Here is a 21,232-nt window from a genome sequence, read left to right as displayed (position 1 = left end):
CCAGTCCACGTACCCCGGAAGCCGCGATGCGCACCCGATCCCGGAGACGAGCGCGATGTCGTCCTTGGGGATCTTCAGCGAGTCGACGGCCCGGAGAAGCGACTTGAAAACGATCCCGTAGGTGCATCCGGGGCACCAGATGTGCGGCAGCTTCCCGGAGCGGATGAATTGATCGTAGTCGAAGGCCATTACCGTACCTCCTTTATCTTTTCCAGGATCTGGGCGGGGGTGATCGGGTCGCCGTCTACGCGGTAGATCCCCTCCACCTTGCAGCGCCCCTTCGCGCACCGCTCCACCTCAAAAATGATCTGTCCTAGCGACAGCTCCGGAACGATGATCGCCTTGACTCGGGAGGCGAGCGCCGCCACATCCTCTTCCGGGAACGGCCAGATGGTGAGAGGCCGGAAGAGCCCCGCCTTGATTCCCTCGGCGCGCGCCATCTCCACAGCGTTCTTCCCGGAACGCCCGGAGACGCCGTAGGCGAAGATGGCCACCTCGGCGTCGTCGAGCATGACGGTCTCGTACCGGATGATGTCTTTCCTGTTCCCCTCGACCTTCCGGATGAGGCGCTGCTCGTCCGTATGGATCCGGGGGCTGGCGTTCACCGGGAACCCGTCGGAGGCGTGGTTCAGGCCGGTGATGTGCTGCCGGTACCCGCTGAAGAAGTCGGCCATCGGCGGGACGTCCCCCTTGGTCTCGTCGAACGGTTTGTATTCGGAGGGGGGGCAGGTCGGCCGGCGGCGGTTCTCCAACGGAAGGACGTCTTTCTCGGGGATCTCGATCTTTTCCCGCATGTGCCCGATGACCTCGTCGTAGGCGACGATCACGGGGGTCCGGTACCTCTCCGATAGGTTGAACGCGCGTACGGTCTCGGAGAATATCTCCTGGACGTACGCCGGGGTGAGGCAGATGACCGGGTGGTCGCCGTGCGTCCCCCACTTGCACTGCATGATGTCGCTCTGGCTGGGGCCGGTCGGAACCCCGGTCGACGGCCCGCCGCGCATCACGTCGACGATCACGCACGGCACCTCGCAAAGCATCCCGAACCCGATGTTTTCCTGCTTGAGCGAAAACCCCGGGCCGGAGGTGGCCGTCATCGACTTCTTCCCCGCGAGGGACGCCCCGATGATCGCCCCCATGGAAGCGATTTCGTCTTCCATCTGGAGAATGACCCCACCGATCAGCGGGAGCCTTCGCGCCAGATACTCCGCCACCTCCGTGGCTGGGGTGATCGGGTACCCGGCGAAGAAGGTGCACCCCGCGTAGAGCGCCCCTTCCGCGCACGCCTCGTTGCCCTGAAGCAGTTTTAACGTGCTCACCGTTATTCTCCTTTTGGGATTTCTTGTATTTCCGTACTTTTCTTGTCGATTGTTTTCTTGTCGATGAAGATGGCAAAGTCGGGGCACCGCAGCTCGCATAACATGCAGGAATTGCACGCGTCGATGTCGACCACCTTCACCAGGAACATCTCCATGCCCAGCACCTTCGTGGGGCAGAGCTTGACGCAGATCTCGCACCCCTTGCAAAAGCGCGGGATGATGCTGATCTTCACCTTCTCGTTTTCCGTCGCCTCGATCTTCTCCACCGCCGTTTCTTTTCCCTGGGCCGTCACCGCCATTCTCTCCCTCCTAGTGGACTTTCTTGCCGAGCCGTCTCAACAGCGTGATCCCCAGATCCGAGGGCGCCTCGGATACCGATATTCCCACCGCCCGGAACGCCTCGATCTTTTCCGCCGCGGTCCCTTTCCCACCGGAGATGATGGCGCCCGCGTGCCCCATCCTCTTCCCCTTGGGTGCCGTCTGGCCCGCCACGAATCCAACGACGGGCTTGGTCATCTTCGACTTGACGAAGGCCGCCGCCTCCTCCTCGGCCGTCCCGCCGATCTCGCCGATCAGGATCACCGCCTCGGTTTTCGGATCCTCCTGGAAGGCAGAGAGGACGTCGATGAAGTTCGTCCCGTTCACGGGATCTCCTCCGATGCCGATGCAGGTGGTCTGCCCCATCCCCAGGGTGGTCACCTGGTGGACGGCCTCGTACGTGAGCGTTCCGGACCGGGAAACGATGCCGATCGTTCCCGGCTTATGGATATATCCCGGCATGATCCCGATCTTGCACTCCCCCGGCGTGATGATGCCAGGGCAGTTCGGCCCGATCAGCCGTGTCTTCTTTCCCTCCATGTACCTCTTCACCTTCACCATATCGAGGATGGGAATCCCCTCCGTGATGCAGACGACCAGGTCGATCCCGGCGTCTGTCGCCTCGCAGATGGCGTCCCCGGCGAAGGCGGGGGGGACGTAGACGACGGTCGCGTTGGCTCCCGTCGCTTTGACCGCGTCCGCCACCGTATGGAACACCGGGACTCCCTCGATCTTCGACCCTGCCTTTCCGGGGGTGACGCCGCCGACGATCTTCGTGCCGTATTCCAGCATCTGCTTGGTGTGGAAGGCCCCCACCGAGCCGGTGATCCCCTGCACCAGAAGTTTCGTGTTCTTGTCGACCCAGATGCTCATCGTCGTCCCCCCTCAGTTCGCCTGGACGGCGGCGGACACGACTTTTTGCGCCGCATCTTTCATGTCCGAAGCCGAAATGATGTTCAATTTTGATGCGGCGAGGATCTCCTTCCCCTTCTCCACGTTGGTTCCCTCCAGCCGGACTACGAGAGGAACCTTGAGGCCGAGGGTCTTGGCGGCCGTCACGACTCCTTCGGCGATGATGTCGCACCGCATGATGCCGCCGAAGATGTTGATCAAGATTGCCTTGACCTTCGGATCGGACAGGATGAGACGGAAGGCGTTGGTCACCTGCTCGGCGTTTGCGCCCCCACCGACGTCCAGGAAGTTTGCCGGCGACCCCCCGCTCATCTTGATCATGTCCATCGTCGCCATCGCAAGCCCCGCCCCGTTGACCATGCAGCCGATATTCCCGTCGAGGCTGATATAGGAAAGGTCGAACTTGGACGCCTCGGTCTCCGTGGGGTCCTCCTCGTCGAAGTCCCGGAGCGCCTGGATATCCTTGTGGCGGAAGAGCCCGTTTCCGTCGAAATTCATCTTCGCGTCGAGCGCGATGACATCGCCGTCCTCGGTCAGCACCAGCGGGTTGATCTCGGCCAGGGAGCAGTCGGTGTCGACGAAGGCGCTGTAGAGCGCCATCATGAACTTGACCGCCTTGCCGGACAGTTCGGGCGGGATCGACAATCCGAACGCGAGCTTTCTCGCCTGGTACGGCATCATTCCCAGCGCAGGATCGATATACTCCTTGAGGATCTTTTCCGGGGTGCGGGCGGCAACGGTCTCGATCTCCATCCCCCCCTCGGTGGACGCCATCATGACGACACGCGACACAGCGCGGTCGATGACCATCCCGAGGTACAGCTCCTTCTTGATCGCTCCCGCTTGCTCCACGAGGACCCGTTTCACCTTCTTCCCCTGCGGCCCCGTCTGGTGGGTCACCAAGGTCATCCCGATGATCTGCTTGGCGTACTCCCTCGCCTCCTCCGGAGTCCTGGCCAGCTTGATACCGCCGCCCTTCCCCCGGCCTCCCGCGTGGATCTGGGCCTTGATGACGACGGGTGTTCCGAACTCTTTCGCGATGGCTTCCGCCTCCGCCGGTATATCCGCCACCTTCCCCTTGGGAACGGCCACGCCGTACTTGGCCAGGACCGCCTTGGCCTGATACTCGTGGATATTCATCCTTTCGGCTCCTCCCGGAATGAAATTTTTTCTGCTGGGGACCGCCGGAGATGCGGAAAAACAGAAAAACGGATGCCTCCTCCCCCCGGGGTGGCATCCGCGTCACTCGCGTCAAGTATATCCGATCAACTCACCCCCCGGAACGATCTCGTTTCCCGTACCCGGAACGATCCCGCGCGAATCGTCTTCCCAGGGCGGCAGGAGGCGGCTTCTTTCCGCGGGTCGAATACAAGCCGGACAGTCGCGGACGGTGAGACCGTACCCAAAACGGACGTATTATAGCAAAAAAAGGAGCGGATGACGTCGGGAATTCCGCGGGGAATGCGTCCGGCGGAATCGTCTGCGACCCCCCTGTAGCCTTCGGGCCGGCAATTCCGCGAGGCCGGGGAATTGCGCGGCAACAGGGGGTCGATCGTCTCGGGTTCGGACATGAAGGGCACCTTTCCCGCGTGAAACAGGGAAAGGGGGGACCCGGGGCCCCCCCTTGTTTCTTGCGGAAGCCTTAAAATCCCAGCCGGTCCACCGCCTCGCACAGTTCCTTGACCGCCTCGGCCGACTTTTTCAGCGCGGCGGACTCTTCCGGAGACAGTTTGAACTTCACGACTTCCTCGATCCCTTTCTCCCCCAGTTTCGCCGGGAGGCCAACGAAGAGGCCGTCGCACCCGTCGTACTTTCCCTGCGAAAGAACCGCGCAGGGAAGGATCATCTTCTTGTCCATCAGGATCGATTCGCACATCTGGACGGTCGCCGCCGATGGGGCGTAGTAGGCGGAGCCGGTCTTGAGGAGCGCCACGATCTCCCCGCCGCCTTTCCGGGTCCGCTCGACGATGGCGTCGAGCTTCGCCTTGGGGATGAGGTCCTCGACCGGGATGCCGGCCACCGTGGTATATCTTGTGGAAGGAACCATCGTGTCGCCGTGCCCGCCGAGGACGAATGCGGTGATGTCGCTGACCGAGACCTGGAGCTCCATCGCGATGAAGGTGCGGAACCTTGCGGAGTCGAGAATGCCGGCCATTCCCGTCACCCGGTTCGCGGGGAACTTGCTGTGCTTTTGGGCGACATAGGTCATCGCGTCGAGCGGATTGGACACGACGATGATCATGGCGTTGGGGGACTTCGCGGTCGACTTGAGGGTGACGTCCTTGACGATCCCTGCGTTCACCTTGAGGAGGTCGTCGCGGCTCATCCCCGGCTTCCGGGGAAGACCGGAGGTGATGATGATGATGTCGGAACCGGCCGTGTCGTCGTACCCGTTGGTTCCGGTCACCAACGTGTCGTATCCGTACACGGGCCCGGACTGCATGAGGTCGAGCGCCTTCCCCTGCGGCATCCCTTCCACGATGTCGACCAGCACCACGTCGCAGAAGTCCTTTTCCGCCAGCCGCTGTGCGGTGCTTGCTCCTACATTCCCGGCCCCGATCACGGTGATCTTTTTCCGGCTCATCTGGGTCCTCCTTCGATGTTTTACGAATGGTTTACGGCATCCTTTTCGTCGCCTGCCGGCGGCGGCCGTCGGCCCCTACCTGTTCGCGATGACGTCGTCCGCGAACTCGGAGCTTGGGCAGAACGAACGTCTTGAACAACGCCTTTGTTTCCTCCGTAGACATGAAATAAGGGATAGGCAGAGACTGGCTCGGGGGGATATCCCTCCCCCCGAGCCAGGCATACAGTATACAAAGGGAGTGGGGATGTCAAGGAAGAACCAGGAAGAACCGGAGGATTGGGGAGGGGGGGGACCCTTGACTTCGCCGCCCCTGCTCTGCGTCTGCTTCCTTGCCCCCCGCTACTCCTTCAGGGCGGCGAGCACACCCCCGACGTCGACGTTTTCCGCGACGAGAGAAACCCCCCGGTCGATCTTCACCTTTTCGCGGATCCGAAGGCGCCCGAGCAGCTGCTCGAATCGCTCGACGGCGGCCATCGTGTGCTCCTTCGTGACCAGGACGGGGATCCCCAACGTCTCGGCACGGTGCCGGATCCGTTCGTTCGGGGGGATTCCCCCCGTCAGGACGAGGCACCTCGTGTCCGTCTCCAGAGCGGCTTGCTGGATGTCGGCGCGCATCCCCCCCGTTACGACCGCCTTGCGCGGAATCCGCCGGAAGACCCGGAGAGCGCTTTCCACGTCCATGGCCCCGACGCAGAAGTTCTCGATCATCTTGTCGAGAAAATCCCCTCCGCTCTCCACGTGCGCGGGGAGAGCCGCCGCGAGCGCTGCCACGCTGACGCTTTCCATCACGGGATCGGCGGGGATCGCACCGAAGAAGCGGATTCCTCCTCCCTCGATATAGGGCCGGACGACATCCCGGACGAACGCCTCCTGGGAAGCCGCCACCCGATTGAGCACGACGCCCAGAAGCCGGTCGCCCAGGATGCGGGCCGCCCACAACAGCTGGTCCATCGACTCCTCCGCCGTGAACCGGTCGACCAGCAGGACCCGGCAATCCAGGGAGGAGATGATGTCGAGAGGGGAAAGGCCGAGAAAAAACCCGTCGCTAAGGTTGGCCGCCCCCCCGAGGAGCAGGATATCGACGCGGGAATCGGCCTTTTCCACGGCGCGCCCCACCCGTTCGCGGAGGTGAAGCGGCTCCCTGCGGTATGTGGCCATCACCAGGTCCTGCGTGATCACCACCGGGCAGACGTCCTCGAGGGGACCCGGAAGCCCCATCTCCTTCGCGAGGAAGAGGGCGTCCCCGTCGACGATCCTCCCCTTTTCGACCACCGGGATCTTCCCCAGCGGCTTGACATAGCCCACCGACACGCCGCCGCCGGACCAGACCCGGGAAAGCCCGAGGGCAAGAAGCGTTTTCCCCGAGTATCCGGACGTGGATGCAATGTACAGTTTCATCTCTTACGCCTCCGCGATGGACATCCGGCAGTCGATCGCCCGGATCCCCCTGCCCTTCGGCAGCGCCATTACCGGGTTGATATCCAGCTCCATGATCTGGGGAAAATCAAGGGACAGCCGGGAGAGGCGCAAAATCGCCTCGACGATCGCCTCCTCGTCGGCCGACTCCCCGCCCCGGAATCCGGCGAGAAGCGAGTAGGCGCGGATCTCCCGCACCATCTCCGCGGCCTCCCGCCGGGAGACGGGCGCCACGCGGAAGGAGACATCCTGCAGGATCTCCACGTGAATCCCTCCCAGCCCGAACATGAGGAGAGGGCCGAATTGGGAATCCCGGGTCATTCCCAGGATCAGCTCTCTCCCCCCCGTCACCATCTCCTGCACGGATACCCCCGCGACCCAGGCGCTGGGCGCCATCCTGCGCGCGGAGGAGGTGATCTCCAAAAATGCCCGGGCGACGTCCTCCGCGGAACGGAGGTTCAGACGGACGCCTCCCACTTCCGTCTTGTGGAGAATCGCGGGAGAAACGATCTTCAACGCCACCTCCCCCCCCATTTCCCCGAAGGCGGCCACCGCCTCGACGCTCGTCCGGGCTAGGGCGTGCCGCGGGAAGCGGAATCCGTACGATTCGAGTATCCCGCGACTGTCTTCCTCCCCGAGCGTTCTCCTTCCCCGGGACAAGGCGTCGTACAGGATTGCCGCGACCCCCGCCGGGATCTCTCCGCCGGGCTCCTCCGCGCCGGGCGGGCCGGCCTCCCGGATGCGCCGGTAGGCGATCATCCCCCGGAGAACGCGGACGGCGCGCTCCGGCACGGGATATTGCGGGATCCCGCCTTTGTGGAGGATGGTCCTCGCTTCCCGGACGGACTTCTCCCCCAGGAAGGAGGCGAGCACGGTCTTTCCCGAGCCCGACAGGACGGAGAGCGCCTCCCGCGCCGTTTCCTCGGGCTCGGTCATCGCCTGCGGGGTGAGCAGCACGAGAACCGCCCCTGCGGAGGGGTCGTCCCGGACCACCCGGAAGACCTCCCGGTACCGGTCGGCGCGGGCGTCCCCGATCACATCCACCGGATTGCCGAGGGACGCCGTCGGCGGAAGTATCGCCCGAAGCCGCTCCCGCAGATCCGGGGAGACCTCGGCAAGGGGAACCCCGATCCTCTCGGCGGTGTCCGCCGCCAGGATGGCGGGGCCACCCGCGTTCGTCACGATGAGGAGGTGGTCCACCGGGGGGGTCGGCTGCAAGGCGAACCCGAGGGCAAGATCGCCCAATTCCTCCACCGTTTCCGCTCGCAGGATCCCCCCCTGGCGGAAGGCGGCCGAGTAGGCCTTGTCGGACCCGGCGATGGATCCCGTGTGGGAGGAGGCGGCCCGAGCACCCGCCGCGGTCGCCCCCGCCTTTACCAGGATGACGGGTTTTTTCGCGGTCACTTCCCGCGCCGTGCGGAGGAAACGTAGACCCTCGTCGATGCTTTCCACGTACCCGAGGATGACGCGCGTTTCCGGGTCGTCCGATAGATACTCCATCAGATCCAGTTCCGATATGTCCGCCTTGTTCCCCAGGCTCACGACTTTCGAGAACCCGATCCCCATGCCGATTGCCCAGTCCAGGATGGCGGTGCAGAGGGCGCCGGACTGCGAGAAAAAGGCGATCGACCCGGGAATCGGGGTCCCGGCGGAGAAGGAGGCGTTCAATTTCCCGTGCGTGTTGATGACCCCCAGGCAGTTCGGGCCGACCGCTCGGACAGAAGCCGCGGAAAGCGCCTCCCGGAGTGCACACTCGAGATTCGCCCCCTCGCCCCCGATCTCCTTGAACCCGGCGGAGATCACGATCGCAGCCTTCATCCCCTTCTCCGCCATGAGGGGAATCGCCTCGATGATCGCGGGGGGGGGAACCACGAACACCCCGAGATCCACGCCGCCGGGGATCGCTCCGATGTCCCGGTAGAAGGATCTCCCGAGGACCTCCCCCCCCGCCGGGTTCACCCCGTAAATCTCCCCCGGGAACCCCGTTTGGGCCAGGTTGGTGAACACGCCGTGCCCCACCTTGCCCGGATTGCGCGAAGCGCCCAGCACAGCAACGGATTTCGGGTAGAAAAGTTCCTTGGGAAACACCCTACCGCCTATTCATATATCGACAAGGCCCCCCGGCTCATTTCTGTTCCGGCACCGTCACCCGGATGTGCAGTTCCCGGAGCTGCTTCGGATCGACCGGCGAGGGGGCGTCGGTCATGAGACAGGAACCTTTCTGGGTCTTCGGGAAGGCGATCACGTCCCGCAGCGATTTCGCCCCCGACAGGATCATCGAGAGCCGGTCCAGCCCGAAGGCGATCCCCCCGTGGGGGGGCGCCCCGTACTCCAGCGCTTCCAGGAGGAAACCGAACTTCATCCTGGCCTCCTCCGGTCCGATGTTCAGCAACGCGAACATCTTCGACTGCACCTCCCGCCGGTGGATCCGGATGCTCCCGCCCCCGATCTCCGCCCCGTTCAGCACCATGTCGTAGGCCTTCGCCCGGGCTTTCCCCGGGTCGCTGTCCAGCAGAGGAACGTCTTCGTCCAGCGGCGCCGTGAAGGGATGGTGCATCGCATTGTACCTCTGCTCCTCCTTGTCCCATTCCAAAAGGGGGAAATCGGTCACCCACAGGAAATCGTAGCGGGACCGGTCGATGAGGTCGGATTTCTCGCCGATGTGCAGCCGGAGACGCGCGAGGGAGTCGCAGGCGACGAGGTACTCGTCCGCCACGATCAGGAGAAGATCCCCCAGCTTCGCACCGCTTTTTGCCCGGAGCGCTTCGACCTGGTCGTTCCCGAAATGCTTCGCGATCGGCGACGCGAGGCCCGTTTCGGTCACCTTCCACCAGGAGAGCCCGCGCGCACCGCCGATCTTCGCGACCTCCTCCAGAGCCGCCAGTTCGGACCGGCTGGCGTCCGCCATCCCCGGCGCGGTGATCCCCCGGATCACCCCTCCCTTGGAGACGACATCGGCGAACACCCGGAACCCGGTATTCCCAAGCTCCTTGGTATAATCGGTGATCTCGAGGCCGAACCGGGTGTCGGGCTTGTCGACTCCGAACCGGTCCATCGCCTCCCGGTAGGTCATCCGGGGAATGGGTCGCGACACCTCGACGCCGATCACGTCCCGGAATACCCGAACCATCAGGCCCTCCATCATCCGGAAGATATCTTCCCGGTCGATGAAAGACATCTCCACGTCGATCTGGGTGAACTCCGGCTGCCGGTCGGCCCGGAGATCCTCATCCCGGAAACACTTCACGACCTGGGCGTAGCGATCATACCCGGAAATCATCAGGATCTGCTTGAACAGCTGCGGGGATTGAGGGAGGGCGTAGAACATCCCCTGCGAGACCCGCGAGGGGACCAGATAGTCCCGGGCTCCCTCCGGGGTGCTTTTGGTAAGGACGGGCGTCTCCACCTCGATGAACCCGTTCTCGAAGAAGTAGTCGCGCGTGGAACGGGCGAGAAGGGAACGCGTGAGGAACGCCTTCTGGACCGAGGGGCGTCGCAGGTCGAGGTACCGGTACTTGAGACGGACGTTTTCCGCGACGTCGGTGTCGTCCTCGAGGGCGAACGGAATGGGCTTCGACTCGTTGAGGATGGCGAGGGAGGAAGCGACGACCTCGATCGCCCCGGTGGGCAGGTTCCTGTTTTCCGTCCCCTCCGGTCGCCTGCGCACCGTGCCGCGCACCGACAGGACATACTCGGCCCGGAGGGAGTCGGCCTTGGCGTGGGCATCCGGGAAGGAATCGGGGGAAAAGACAACCTGGACGATCCCGTCCCGGTCCCGCAGATCCACGAACACCAGTCCTCCGTGGTCCCTCCGCCGGTGGACCCAGCCGCACAGGACGACCTCTGTCCCGATGTGGTCCGGGCGCACCTGTCCGCAATACAGCGTCCGCTTGTGCTCAGGCAGAAAAGCGTCCACCTTCAATCCTCCTTGTTGTCCCGGCTTCGCAACAACCGCCGGATCGCTTCCTCCTTCGGAAGTTCCTCCTGCACCCCCGCCGTCATGTCCCGAAAGATGACCGCCCCGCGCTCGGCCTCCGACTCACCGAACACCACGACGATGCGGGCCCCGGACTTGTCCGCACGACGAAACTGGCTCTTGACCCTTTTCCCCTCGTAGTCCATCTCCGTCGGAATCCCCTTGCCGATCAGATCCCTCTTCCAGCGGAACGCTTCGGGAAGGAACCGGCTCCCGGAGGTGACCAGGAACACGTCCGGGACGGGGCGCCGGGTTTCCTCCTCCCCGAGGAGCATCAGGAGGCGTTCGACCCCGATGGCGAACCCGATCGCGGAGATCCTCTCCCGCCCCCCCACCATCGCCGCCAGCCCGTCGTAGCGGCCCCCCGCGGCAACCGTGTTCTGCGCGCCCATGCCGGGAATGACGAACTCGAACGTGGTCCGGCTATAGTAGTCCAGGCCGCGGACCATGCGCGGGTTCCGGGTGAAGGGGATGCCCGAATCACGCAGCGCCTCCTCCACCGACTCGAAGTGCGAACGGCAGGGGTCGCAGAGAGACTCGAGCACGGACGGGGCGCCGGCGGTGGCCCGAATGCACCCTTCGGACTTGCAGTCCAGCACGCGGAGGGGGTTCTGTGCGCGCCGCCGGCGGCAGTCGTCGCACAACTGGTCCTCCCGGGAGGACAGGAAGGCAGACAGGTTCCGGTGGTATCCGGGGCGGCATTCCGGATCCCCCAGCGAGTTGACCTCGAGGGAGACCCCCGAAAGCCCCACCTCGTTCAGAAACCTGTTCAGGAAGATCAGGATCTCCGCGTCCGCAAACGGCGAATCGGTGCCGTACAGTTCCGCGCCGAACTGGTGGAACTGGCGAAGACGTCCCTTCTGGGGCCTTTCGTGGCGGAACATCGGGCCCATATAGAACAGTCGGACAGGCCACTCCCCCAGGGCGGCCCGCTGGGCGAGAAGCGCCCGGACGACGGGCGCCGTCCCCTCCGGTCGCAACGTGAGGCTCTCCCCGGAGCGGTCCAGGAAGGTGTACATCTCCTTTTCGACGATATCGGAGGTTTCCCCGACCGAGCGGGAGAAGAGCTCGGTCTTCTCGAGGACGGGCGTCCGGATCTCGGCGTACCCGAACCGGGTCGCGCACTCGCGAAATGCCGTCTCCAGTGCGGCCCACCTGGCGGATGCCGGGGGAAGGATGTCCCTCATCCCCCGCACGGAAGAAATGGTCATGGGACTTTTTGCGCGTCGGAGAGATACACCACGTTCCGGGTAGAGTCCTTCCCTCGGTACATCGCCTGGTCGGCAAGGTTCAGCAGGTGCTGCTTCGTTGTGGCGTGTTCGGGAAAGGCCGCGATCCCGATGGAGATCGTCAGGTGGATCGACAGCCCCATCTCGCTGCCGAACGCCTTCTCCTCGATCATCTTCCGCATCCGTTCCGCGACCAGGATCGCCTCCTCGGCTTTCGTCTCCACGAGGAGCACCACGAACTCGTCGCCTCCGTACCGGACCACGGTATCCGTCTCGCGAACGCAGGAGCGGAGCACGGAGCCGGACTCCACCAGCACTCTCGTGCCGACGAGGTGCCCGTGCGCGTCGTTGACGCGCTTGAAGAAGTCCAGGTCCATGAACAGGACCGAGAAGAAATTGCGGTAGCGCTCCGACCTCTTCAGCTCCCGGTCCAGCACCACGTTGAGGTACCGGCTGTTGTACAGTTTCGTGAGATCGTCGATATAGATCAGGTTCTGCGTCTGTGCCCCGCGGTCTGCGTTGAGGAGCGCGAACCGGACCTGGCGGTAGAAGAAGTTGAGGAGCGTACTGTTGAGCACCTCCCCACCGGGAACGCCCCGCAAGGCAACAACCAGGTAGAGGGTCGGGCCGGACGAAAGGTCGAACCGGAGGGCGAAAAAGGTCCGGTTCTCCCCGAGCGTCTTCTCGTCGTCCGGGGTTAGTCCCCCCACGCGCTCCGCGGGAAACACGGCCGGTGTGGGCAAGGAGAATTTGGCGATTCCCGTGCCGAACCGCAGGAGAAATACGCCTGCCATCGAATCGTCGGGGAAGCCCGCCGACGCGAGGATCGAGAAGCCGGAACCCCTCCCCTCCCGCTCGGAAAACAGGACCCCGAAAGCCCCCCCGAGCGCCTCTTTGAACATCTCGATCACCGTCTGGCCGAGCAAATCCATATCGGTCGTCGTGATCACGGGAAAACAGTAGTCGAACAGTTCGTCGAGGGATATTTTCCGAAGGAGACCGTGCCCGAGAAACAGGTATTTTTCCAGGGTCGGGCGCAGCTCCCGTTCCAGGTTTTCCTCGAAGATAATCTCGGATGCACCCCCCCGCAGCCCTCCGAGGACGGAAGGCCCCCCTTTCTTCGGGAGGACCAGGACGAGGGGGGTCTTCGGGGCGAGCGACAGGACGTCCTGGACGAACGACTCCGCAGTCTGCGTCTTCCGGAATTTCCGGGCGACGATGACCGAGAAATTTTCCTTGGAGAGCGCGGAAACGCCCTTGTCCCAATCGGAGTGTACGGTGAAGTGAATCCCGGCCAGGGATTTGTCCCGCAACGCGCTTTCGACTTTCTTCGGATCGGGGGAGAGGATCAGGACCCGTTGCTTCGCCATTTCATCTACCGGAAAAATCCATGCGTCCGCTTCCGGTTACCCTTCCGGGGACAGGCGCAGCATGATTTTCCATATGCGGGTTCGTTTTTCCTGTTCGATGAACATCGATTCGCCGTCCGACCTCATTGTAACAGCCCCATTTTCCAAAAAGAAAGATTGGACGCAGGGTACCAGATTCCATTTTCGGAGACAATCGCTATTCTGCGACACGACAGCGGCGGGGGAAGCGGCCCGCATCCATGCTTCCGGCTGCGCCCTGGACGAACCGTGATGCGGCAGGAAGACGACCCGTGTTTCCTTTTTCTTATCGAAAGGTTTTTCTCCCCACGCGGAGGGACCCCGCTCCACGTCGCCGGGAAGCCACACGGAGAAGGATTTGTAACGAATCTCGAGGAGCAGGCTCCGTTCGTTGATTTTGCGAGGATCGTCAGGCATTTCCGCCCCGCGAACGATCGCTTCCGCCCCGCCCGACGCATACCGGTCCCCCCGGGATTTCCACCGGACCCTGTCGACGTCTTCCCCCACCGCTTCCCCGAAGGAGGCGGGAGGAACCCCTTCGGGGATCCAGATCTCCCCCACGGGCAGCGACGACAATACCGCTGCCGCCCCGCCGTAATGGTCCTCGTGGGGGTGGGTGAGGACGAGCACGTCGATCCGGCGGATTCCCCGTTTTCGGAGATAGGGGAGGACGACGTTCTCTCCGACGTCGCCGCGCAGGCCGCTTCCGCAATCGACAAGCATATGCCCACCTCCCGGGAAGGAAACCAGGTGGGCCGCCCCTTTCCCGACATTCAACGCGGCTACCGTCAGGCGATGGTCGGGCAGCGCGGCGTACGGGACGTGGATCCACACCAGGAATGCGGCACCGGCGGCCGCCACGGCGGGCCACGGCTCCCTTCCCCGGCTCCGAAGCCAGAGGGAGCAATAGGCGGCCGCCCCGGTGCAGACAACCGGGGCGGCGATCCCGGAAGGCGGGAGAGGGTACCACCAGGCCCCGCTCCCGGAAACCCGCGCAAGGAGCGCGAGAGCGCCTCCTACGAACCGGGCGGCGATGCGGACGGGCCCCCCGAGGAGATCGATCGAGAAGACCCCCCCCACCGCCCCGAGCAGCGCCCCGGCCACTCCGACGGTCCCGAGCAGGGGCGCAAACAGGACGTTCCACAGGATCGCACCCGCCGGAAATCCCTCGAAGAATGCCGCGGACACCGGCAGTGTCCCGAAAAACGCCATCGCGGCCCCGACGACGGCGTTTCTCGCCCACCCGGCCGCTTTCCCGAAAAGATGCGGAACGCGCGTGCCGTTCCGACGCTTCCCCGCGAACGCGACGATCAGGAAAAAGGAGGCGCCGTAGGAGAGGAGAAACGAAGGGGAAAAAATCAGCGTAGGCGAACATGCGATCGTGGACAGGAAGAGGAAGGTCCACGCCGCGCCCGCCCCGCGGACTCCCAGAAGATGTCGGAGCAGCACGACCACGGTAAGCATCCCCGCGGAACGGATCGCGGAAACCGGCGATCCGGCCATCAGCGCATACCCCCAGCAGACGGGCAGGGACAGAAGGGCGGAAGACCGGTTCAGGTCCGGAGTCCCGTGCCGCCGCCGGAATGCCCAGAGGGCGCTCCGCACCAGGAGCGCGTGGATGGAGAAGAAGATGGCCACGTTCACCCCGGATATCGCGAGCAGGTGGGCGAGGCCCGTCCGCTGCAGGAGGCGCACCATGGGATGGGACGGCTGCGGACTCTCCCCCGTGGTCAATGCGCGGAGAAACAGGGCGCCGTCGGAATCGCCGGCGTGAACGGCAAGCCACCGCTCCGTCCGCGTCCGGGAGCGGTGGAATATGCCCGGGGCCCCCCCGACTCCTTCTTTCATGGGAAGGAAGACGGCACGGGAGGCATCCGCCGAAAACCGGTACTGGACGCGAAGCGCGAGCGCGTTCCATTCCCTTGGAATCTCCCCGGGATTCCCAAAGCTCCGTATCGCGTGAAGGCGCCCTGTCGCCCGGACTTCGGCCGGTAAGGATACGGCGGCGTCCGGGTTCCGTACCGAGAGGAGCAATCTCTCCGCCCGGATCGAACCGGACCCGTCGGGCAAGGAAACCTCGGCCTCCTCCACGACCCCGCTCCATCCCGCGTCGGTAGGACGGACCTGGTGCACGTTCCCGCGAAGGACGACCTCCGTCCCGAGAAACGGCCGGATATCCTCCGGGTCAAGAAGCGGAAGGCGGCCGGCGGAAAGAACGCCGCAAAGGGCCGCTACCGAGAACGCGACGGCCAGGGGGGAACAGCGGAAGGAAAGAAGAAGAAGGCAGAAAACGAGGAACCCCGCGGTGACGGCGGCTAAGCACGGTCCCGCGGACAGACCGAGGAAGAATCCGAACAGGAGGGGGAGGCAAAGGAGCAGGACGGTTCCCAGGTTCCGGAACGGATGATCCATGCCGCGGGCGGTGCAATCCCCGTTCCCTCACGCCCCCTGGACCCGGGAAGTCGGGAAGTGGACTGTGGGCGAGAGGCGTTCGCGGCGGATTGGATGCAGGGAAGCGCAGCAAGCCGAAGGAGCGGGAGCGCAGTGAGGCCGAACGGAGGCTCCCTCCGAGGATGCGGAGCCAATCACGGGCGCCCTCGCGTCGGGGCGCGCAGATGCGGCGCCCGCCGCAGGGGATCCCCCGGCCGGGAAGCCCCGGCGGAACCGGCGGAGGCCCCGCCGTTTATAGGGTAACAAGGCTTGCATGCCACATAGGAAGGGGAATGGCCGGGGAGAGGACCAATGGGCACGTTCGCTGGACGCAGCCGGGGAGCCGGGAGCTGACCGCGAGCGGGGACCCCGGAGGCGAAGCCGCCCCCGGCGCCCTCGTAACGGGGCGCGCAGATGCGGCGCCCCAAGCAGGGGAGGAAGAGTTCTTAGAAACGTCCCTGTTCTTACGCCCGTTCCCGCCCGAGTTACCGGGGTGTTTCCGTCGACGCTCCCCCGCCGGTGAATGCCTTCGCCCGTCGCGCGCGGTGGTAGGAGAGGGCGAACCGGTGGGCCTCGTCCCGGATCCGCATCAAGAGAAGGAGGACCGGGTCGTTCGGGGGGAGGACCACCGGGTTCTTCCGCCCGGGAAGGAAGATCCTCTCGTGGGATACCGTCCGTCCGCCCCGGGCGCGCTCCTTGGCGAGCGAGATGACCGGCAAGGATCCGTGCCCGGCGACGGCCATCGCGGCGAGGGCGGAGGCAAGCTGCCCCTTCCCGCCGTCGATCAGCGCCAGGTCCGGCATTCCCCCGAAATCCTCGTCGTGCCCGAAGCGCCTCCGAACCACCTCCTCCATCATCGCGAAGTCGTCCGGACCTGCGACCCCGCGCACCGCGAACTTCCGGTACCACTTCTTCACCCCCTTCCCTCCGACGAAGGTCACCATCGAGCCGGAAGGATGCGCTCCCCCGATGTTCGAGATGTCGAACCCCTCGATCCGCACCGGGGGTTTGGGGAGCCGGCAAAGGGCGGCGAGCCTTTCCGAAAGCCTCTCGTAGTCCGCCTCCTTCTCCTTCCGCATCCGGTGAGCCTCCGCCGCGTTCCGGTTCGCGAGTTCCACGAGGCGCGCCCTCTCCCCTTTTCCGGGAATCCGGACGGCGACCGGGTTGCCGGCGCGTTCCGAGAGAAGACCGGCCACCAGCTTCGGATCCGGAATCCCGGAGGGCAGCAGGATCTCCCCCGGGAAATAGACGCCCTCGGCGTAGTGCTGGAGCAGAAAGGAGGAAATCGCGTCGCCCTCCTCTCCCGCCACCCGGAAATGATAGGTATGGACGTCCGAGAGCCTACCCTCCCGGATGTGGAGAAGGGCCGCCGTACCCTCGTCCCCCTCCCGGAACCATCCGACCGCGTCCACGTCCCCCGGGACCGTTCGGACAACCCGCTGCCGGACGAGGGTATTCTTTACGAGGGCGATCCGGTCGCGCAGCTTCCCCGCCTCCTCGAACTTCATTTCCTTCGCGAGCCCGGTCATCTCCGCTTTCCAGATCTTCAGGAGATCCCGGTAATCCCCCCGGAGAAACCGCGCGGCGTTGTCGACGACGGCCAGGTACTCTTCCCGGGAGACGAACCCGGCGCATGCCCCGGCGCATCTCCCCATCTGGTAGTTGAGGCACGGCCTCGTTCGGGAGGCGAATTTTTTCCGGGAGCAGGAGCACAGGGGGAAAAACCGGTAGAGGATCCTGAGCGTTTCCCGGATGCCGCGGGCGGAGGAGAACGGGCCGAAGTACATCGCCCCGTCCTTTGCCACCCGCCGGACCAGTTCGGGCCGCGGAAACTCCTCTTTCCTGTCGATCCGCAGGAGGAGGTACTCCTTATCGTCCCGCAGGAAGATGTTGAACGGCGGTCGGTGCTCCTTGATCAGCGAGTTCTCGAGGAGAAGGGCCTCCTTTTCCGAGGAGGTCACGATGCACCGGACGGACGCGATCCGGCCGAGCAGGTGGGGAATCTGCGGGCGGCCGTCCCCGCCACCCGATGCGTAATTGTGAAGGCGTGCCCGCAGGTCCTTGGCCTTCCCGACGTACAGGACCTTCCCCCGGGCGTCCGCCATCAGGTAGACCCCCGGCCTGCGCGGGAACGTTTTCCACCCGGAGAGAGGACCCATCTCCTGCCTCTACCTCGCCTTCAGCTCCACGCGCTCGAGAGCGAGCAGGCGGTCCCGGATCTCCGCCGCCCGTTCGAAGTCGAGCTTCTTCGCCGCCTTCTCCATATCCTTTCGCAGCTTCCGGAGATGTCGGGCCAGTTCCCCGGCGGAAGAAAAATCCCACTCCTCCCCGGGGACCACGGTGACGTAGTCCCCCTCGCAGGCCCGCCCGATCGGCTCCGCGATGTTCTTCCTCACGGTCTCGGGGGTGATGCCGTGCTCCCGGTTGAACGAACCCTGCCTCGCCCGGCGTCGCTCCGTTTCGGAAATGGCGTCCCGCATGGAACCCGTCATCCGGTCCGCGTACAGGATCACCTTCCCCGAGAGGTTCCTGGATGCCCGTCCGAACGTCTGGATGAGGGATCGCGTCGACCGGAGGAATCCCTCCTTGTCCGCGTCCAAAATCGCCACGAGGGACACCTCGGGGATGTCCAGCCCCTCGCGGAGAAGGTTGATGCCGATCAGGACGTCGAACTTCCCGAGGCGGAGATTCCGGATGATGTTCACTCTCTCGACCGTGTCGATATCGGAGTGGAGATACTGGACCCGGACGCCCTGCCCCTCGTAGTACTCGGTCAGATCCTCCGCCATCCTCTTGGTGAGGGTCGTCACCAGGACCCGCTCCCCCGCCGCGGCCCGCTCCCGGATCTCCGAGAGCAGGTCGTCCACCTGCCGGGTCGCAGGCCTCACCTCGACTTCGGGGTCCACGAGTCCGGTGGGGCGGATGATCTGCTCCACCACGGCGCCGCGGCTCTCCTCCCGTTCGTAATCGGCCGGCGTCGCGGAGACGAAGATCGTCTGCCCCACCCGGCTGTGGAACTCCTCGAACCGGAGCGGCCGGTTGTCGAGGGCGGAAGGGAGACGGAACCCGAACGAGACGAGCGTCGATTTCCGGGAGAAGTCGCCGTTGTACATTCCGTGGAGTTGCGGCACGGTGACGTGCGACTCGTCGATGAACGTGAGGAAATCGCGCGGGAAATAATCGAGCAGCGTGTAGGGCGGCTGGCCGGGCTCCCGGCCGTCCAGGTGCCGGGAATAGTTTTCGATGCCGCTGCAAAACCCCATCTGGCGGATCATCTCGCAATCGTAGGTCGCGCGCTGCCGCAACCGTTCCGCCTCGAGGAGCTTCCCCTCCTGCGCGAATCGGGCCAGCTGATCGGCGAGCTCCGCCTCGATTCCCCGGATGGCCCGGTCGAGGTGATCCTCCGGGGTGACGTAGTGGCTGGCCGGAAAGATGACCGTCTCCGGGACGTCAACCAGTCGCGTCCCCCGCAAGGGGTCCACGTAGCGGATCCGGTCGACGGCGTCCTCGTCGAACTCGATCCGCAGGACCCGGTCCTCCTCGTAGGCGGGGAACAGCTCCACCGCGTCCCCGCGGACACGAAAGGTGCCCCGGTGGAAATCGATGTCGTTCCGCTCGTATTGGATATCGACCAGCCGGCGGATCAGGTCGTTCCGGGGGAACAGGGCGCCTTGCGTGACGCGCACCGTCGCCCTGCCGTAGAACTCCGGCGAGCCGAGCCCGTAGATGCAGGACACCGAGGCGACGACGATCACGTCCCGCCGGGTCATGACGGACCGCGTGGCGCTGTGGCGCATCTTGTCGATCTGCTCGTTGATCGACGAGTCCTTCTCGATGAAGGTGTCCGTCTGGGGGATGTACGCCTCGGGCTGGTAATAGTCGTAATAGGAGACGAAGTACTCGACGGCGTTTTCCGGGAAAAGATCCTTGAATTCCGCGAACAGCTGGGCGGCGAGCGTCTTGTTCGGGGCGATGATCAACGCCGGCCGGTCCGTCCCGGCGATGACGTTGGCCATCGTGAAGGTCTTGCCGGATCCGGTCACCCCGAGCAGCACCTGGCGGTGCACCCCCCGGGAAAGCCCCTCGATGAGCCCGCGGATCGCTTCCGGCTGGTCCCCCGAAGGGGCGAACGACGCCTTCAGACGGAACAATTTCTCCAATGCGTCCCCCCTCTACGCCATTATATGGCGACCGGGGACCCTGGCTCGCGGGGGGCTTCCGCATCCGCTACGCTCGCGACCTTCGCCCGCTCGCTGCCGGTTCCGCTCGACGCAATTCCCTCCTCGCTCCACAGGCCGCTCTGCGGAACCCCCCGCATCGCCCCGGGTCCCCGGTCGTCGGCAAAGCAGCCGCAGTAGGGGGGGCAGCGAGACCCGCCTCCAGGGGTCCGTTGCCGAAGAGGGCGTGCCCCAAGAGGGTCGATGCGCCCCGTCCGGCGAGGCGCCCGAACGGGGCGTTACGCGGCGGAGCGCACGCAGGAGGGGGTCCCGAGCGGAGCTTCCCGGGAGGAAGGTCAAGCGCAGCCTTGCGGGTGCACCGCAAGGCGAGCGACGAAGCGAGCGGGCCCCCTCCGAGGGAGCGGAGCCGTTTCCCACGCCCCCGTGAACGAGGGGCGTAAATACGGCGCCCTCCGCAGGGAAGGAAGAGTTCATAGGAACGTCCCTGTTCTTAGGGGGGGCGCGACGTTTCGCGGGTGCCGGAGAGCGCAGCAAGCCGAAGGAGCGGGGGCGCAGTGAGACCGAACGGAGCCCCCCTCCGAGGCTGCGGAGCCGATTCCGGGCGCCCTTGCGACGGGGCGTCCGAACGCGGCGGATGCTACGTCTTGTACTTCCACGTCGTCCCGGCCTTGGAATCCTCGAGGAGGACACCCAGCGCGTCGAGTTCCTTCCGGATCCGGTCAGCCTCGGCGAAGTCCTTCCGCGCGCGGGCGGCCCTGCGTTCCTCGATCCTGCGCTCGATCTCCCCGACGGAGAGCCTTTCCGGCCTGAATTCCGTCGCTGAGCCGCCCCCGAAGGATATCGTCGGTCCTTCGGAGACATGCTCATAATGCCGCTCCTCGCCGCGGAAATACTCCTCCGCCGAGGACGCTAGCAGCCCCAGCACGCCGAACAGCGGTTCGAGTATCTCGTACCCCGCCAGGAACCGGCCCGCCTTTTCCCCCTCCGAAGCCGGATCGGCAGGGGCCAGCCGGTTCAGCGCACGCACGGCGTCGAACAGGTGGCCCAGGGCCGCCGCCGTGTTGAAGTCGTCGTCCATCGCCTCCGCGAAACGGGCCGAGGCGTCCCGGAGCGGGGCGAAATCGTCCCCTTCCGGCACGGACGACGCCTCGTGTCCCGCGGAAGCGCACGCCTCCGCCTTCTCCTTCGCGCGGTAGAGGCGGGTAAGCCCCGCCTTCGCTTCGTCGAGGCTCCTCTCGGAGTAGTCGATCGGGCTGCGATAATGGCTCGAGGCGAAGAAGAACCGGAGCACGTCCGGGTTCACCTTCTCCAGCACGTCATGCAGGGTGAAGAAGTTCCCGCGCGACTTGCTCATCTTTTCGTTGTCGATGTTGACGAATCCGTTGTGGATCCAGTATCGCGCGAACGGTTTGCCCGTCACGCCTTCCGACTGGGCGATCTCGTTTTCATGGTGCGGGAAGACGAGGTCCTTCCCCCCGCCGT

General features: G+C 65.0%; 15 protein-coding genes. All 15 read right to left on the bottom strand.

Features of this window, described 5'->3' with window-relative positions; all coding sequences use genetic code 11:
* The coding region (locus tag VJ307_03700) for a 2-oxoacid:ferredoxin oxidoreductase subunit beta (GenBank protein ID HJX73238.1) at window positions 1-189 on the bottom strand (189 nt) is incomplete at its 3' end.
* Window positions 189-1,319 carry a 2-oxoacid:acceptor oxidoreductase subunit alpha gene (locus VJ307_03695; GenBank protein ID HJX73237.1) on the bottom strand — a complete coding sequence of 377 codons (1,131 nt, stop codon included), beginning with the start codon at window positions 1,317-1,319 and terminating at the stop codon, window positions 189-191. The genes VJ307_03695 and VJ307_03700, both read right to left, overlap by 1 nt.
* Before the next feature lie 2 nt (window positions 1,320-1,321).
* Window positions 1,322-1,618, bottom strand: a complete 297-nt coding sequence (locus VJ307_03690) for a 4Fe-4S binding protein (protein ID HJX73236.1) — start codon at window positions 1,616-1,618, stop codon at window positions 1,322-1,324.
* A 10-nt stretch (window positions 1,619-1,628) separates the two neighbouring features.
* Window positions 1,629-2,510: a succinate--CoA ligase subunit alpha gene (gene sucD / locus VJ307_03685; GenBank protein ID HJX73235.1), complete on the bottom strand. Its 882-nt coding sequence runs from the start codon at window positions 2,508-2,510 to the stop codon at window positions 1,629-1,631.
* Between the two features lie 12 nt (window positions 2,511-2,522).
* A complete protein-coding gene (gene sucC / locus VJ307_03680) occupies window positions 2,523-3,689 on the bottom strand; it encodes an ADP-forming succinate--CoA ligase subunit beta (protein ID HJX73234.1) in 1,167 nt (388 codons plus the stop codon).
* A gap of 502 nt (window positions 3,690-4,191) precedes the next feature.
* Window positions 4,192-5,133 carry a malate dehydrogenase gene (gene mdh, locus VJ307_03675; GenBank protein HJX73233.1) on the bottom strand — a complete coding sequence of 314 codons (942 nt, stop codon included), beginning with the start codon at window positions 5,131-5,133 and terminating at the stop codon, window positions 4,192-4,194.
* 339 nt (window positions 5,134-5,472) lie between these two features.
* On the bottom strand, window positions 5,473-6,531 hold the full coding sequence (locus tag VJ307_03670) for a phosphotransacetylase family protein (GenBank protein HJX73232.1): 1,059 nt from the start codon (window positions 6,529-6,531) through the stop codon (window positions 5,473-5,475).
* Window positions 6,532-6,534: 3 nt separating this feature from the next.
* Window positions 6,535-8,637, bottom strand: a complete 2,103-nt coding sequence (locus tag VJ307_03665; protein HJX73231.1) for an acetate--CoA ligase family protein — start codon at window positions 8,635-8,637, stop codon at window positions 6,535-6,537.
* A gap of 37 nt (window positions 8,638-8,674) precedes the next feature.
* Complete coding sequence (gene aspS, locus VJ307_03660; protein HJX73230.1) at window positions 8,675-10,465, bottom strand: aspartate--tRNA ligase; 1,791 nt, start codon at window positions 10,463-10,465, stop codon at window positions 8,675-8,677.
* Between the two features lie 2 nt (window positions 10,466-10,467).
* Window positions 10,468-11,712: a histidine--tRNA ligase gene (gene hisS / locus VJ307_03655; protein ID HJX73229.1), complete on the bottom strand. Its 1,245-nt coding sequence runs from the start codon at window positions 11,710-11,712 to the stop codon at window positions 10,468-10,470.
* A gap of 20 nt (window positions 11,713-11,732) precedes the next feature.
* Entirely contained in the window at window positions 11,733-13,124 is a 1,392-nt protein-coding gene (locus VJ307_03650) for a GGDEF domain-containing protein (GenBank protein HJX73228.1), read from the bottom strand.
* A gap of 36 nt (window positions 13,125-13,160) precedes the next feature.
* Complete coding sequence (locus VJ307_03645; protein HJX73227.1) at window positions 13,161-15,554, bottom strand: ComEC/Rec2 family competence protein; 2,394 nt, start codon at window positions 15,552-15,554, stop codon at window positions 13,161-13,163.
* Window positions 15,555-16,057: 503 nt separating this feature from the next.
* A complete protein-coding gene (gene uvrC, locus VJ307_03640; protein ID HJX73226.1) occupies window positions 16,058-17,731 on the bottom strand; it encodes an excinuclease ABC subunit UvrC in 1,674 nt (557 codons plus the stop codon).
* 9 nt (window positions 17,732-17,740) lie between these two features.
* Complete coding sequence (gene uvrB / locus VJ307_03635) at window positions 17,741-19,732, bottom strand: excinuclease ABC subunit UvrB (protein HJX73225.1); 1,992 nt, start codon at window positions 19,730-19,732, stop codon at window positions 17,741-17,743.
* A gap of 655 nt (window positions 19,733-20,387) precedes the next feature.
* The coding region (locus VJ307_03630) for a DALR domain-containing protein (protein ID HJX73224.1) at window positions 20,388-21,232 on the bottom strand (845 nt) is incomplete at its 5' end.

Source organism: Candidatus Deferrimicrobiaceae bacterium, from assembly GCA_035256765.1.
In the GTDB taxonomy this organism is placed as follows: Bacteria; Desulfobacterota; Deferrimicrobia; order Deferrimicrobiales; family Deferrimicrobiaceae; genus CSP1-8.
The sequence above is the reverse complement of the archived record's forward strand: the minus strand, read 5'-3'. Positions and strand labels throughout refer to the sequence as shown.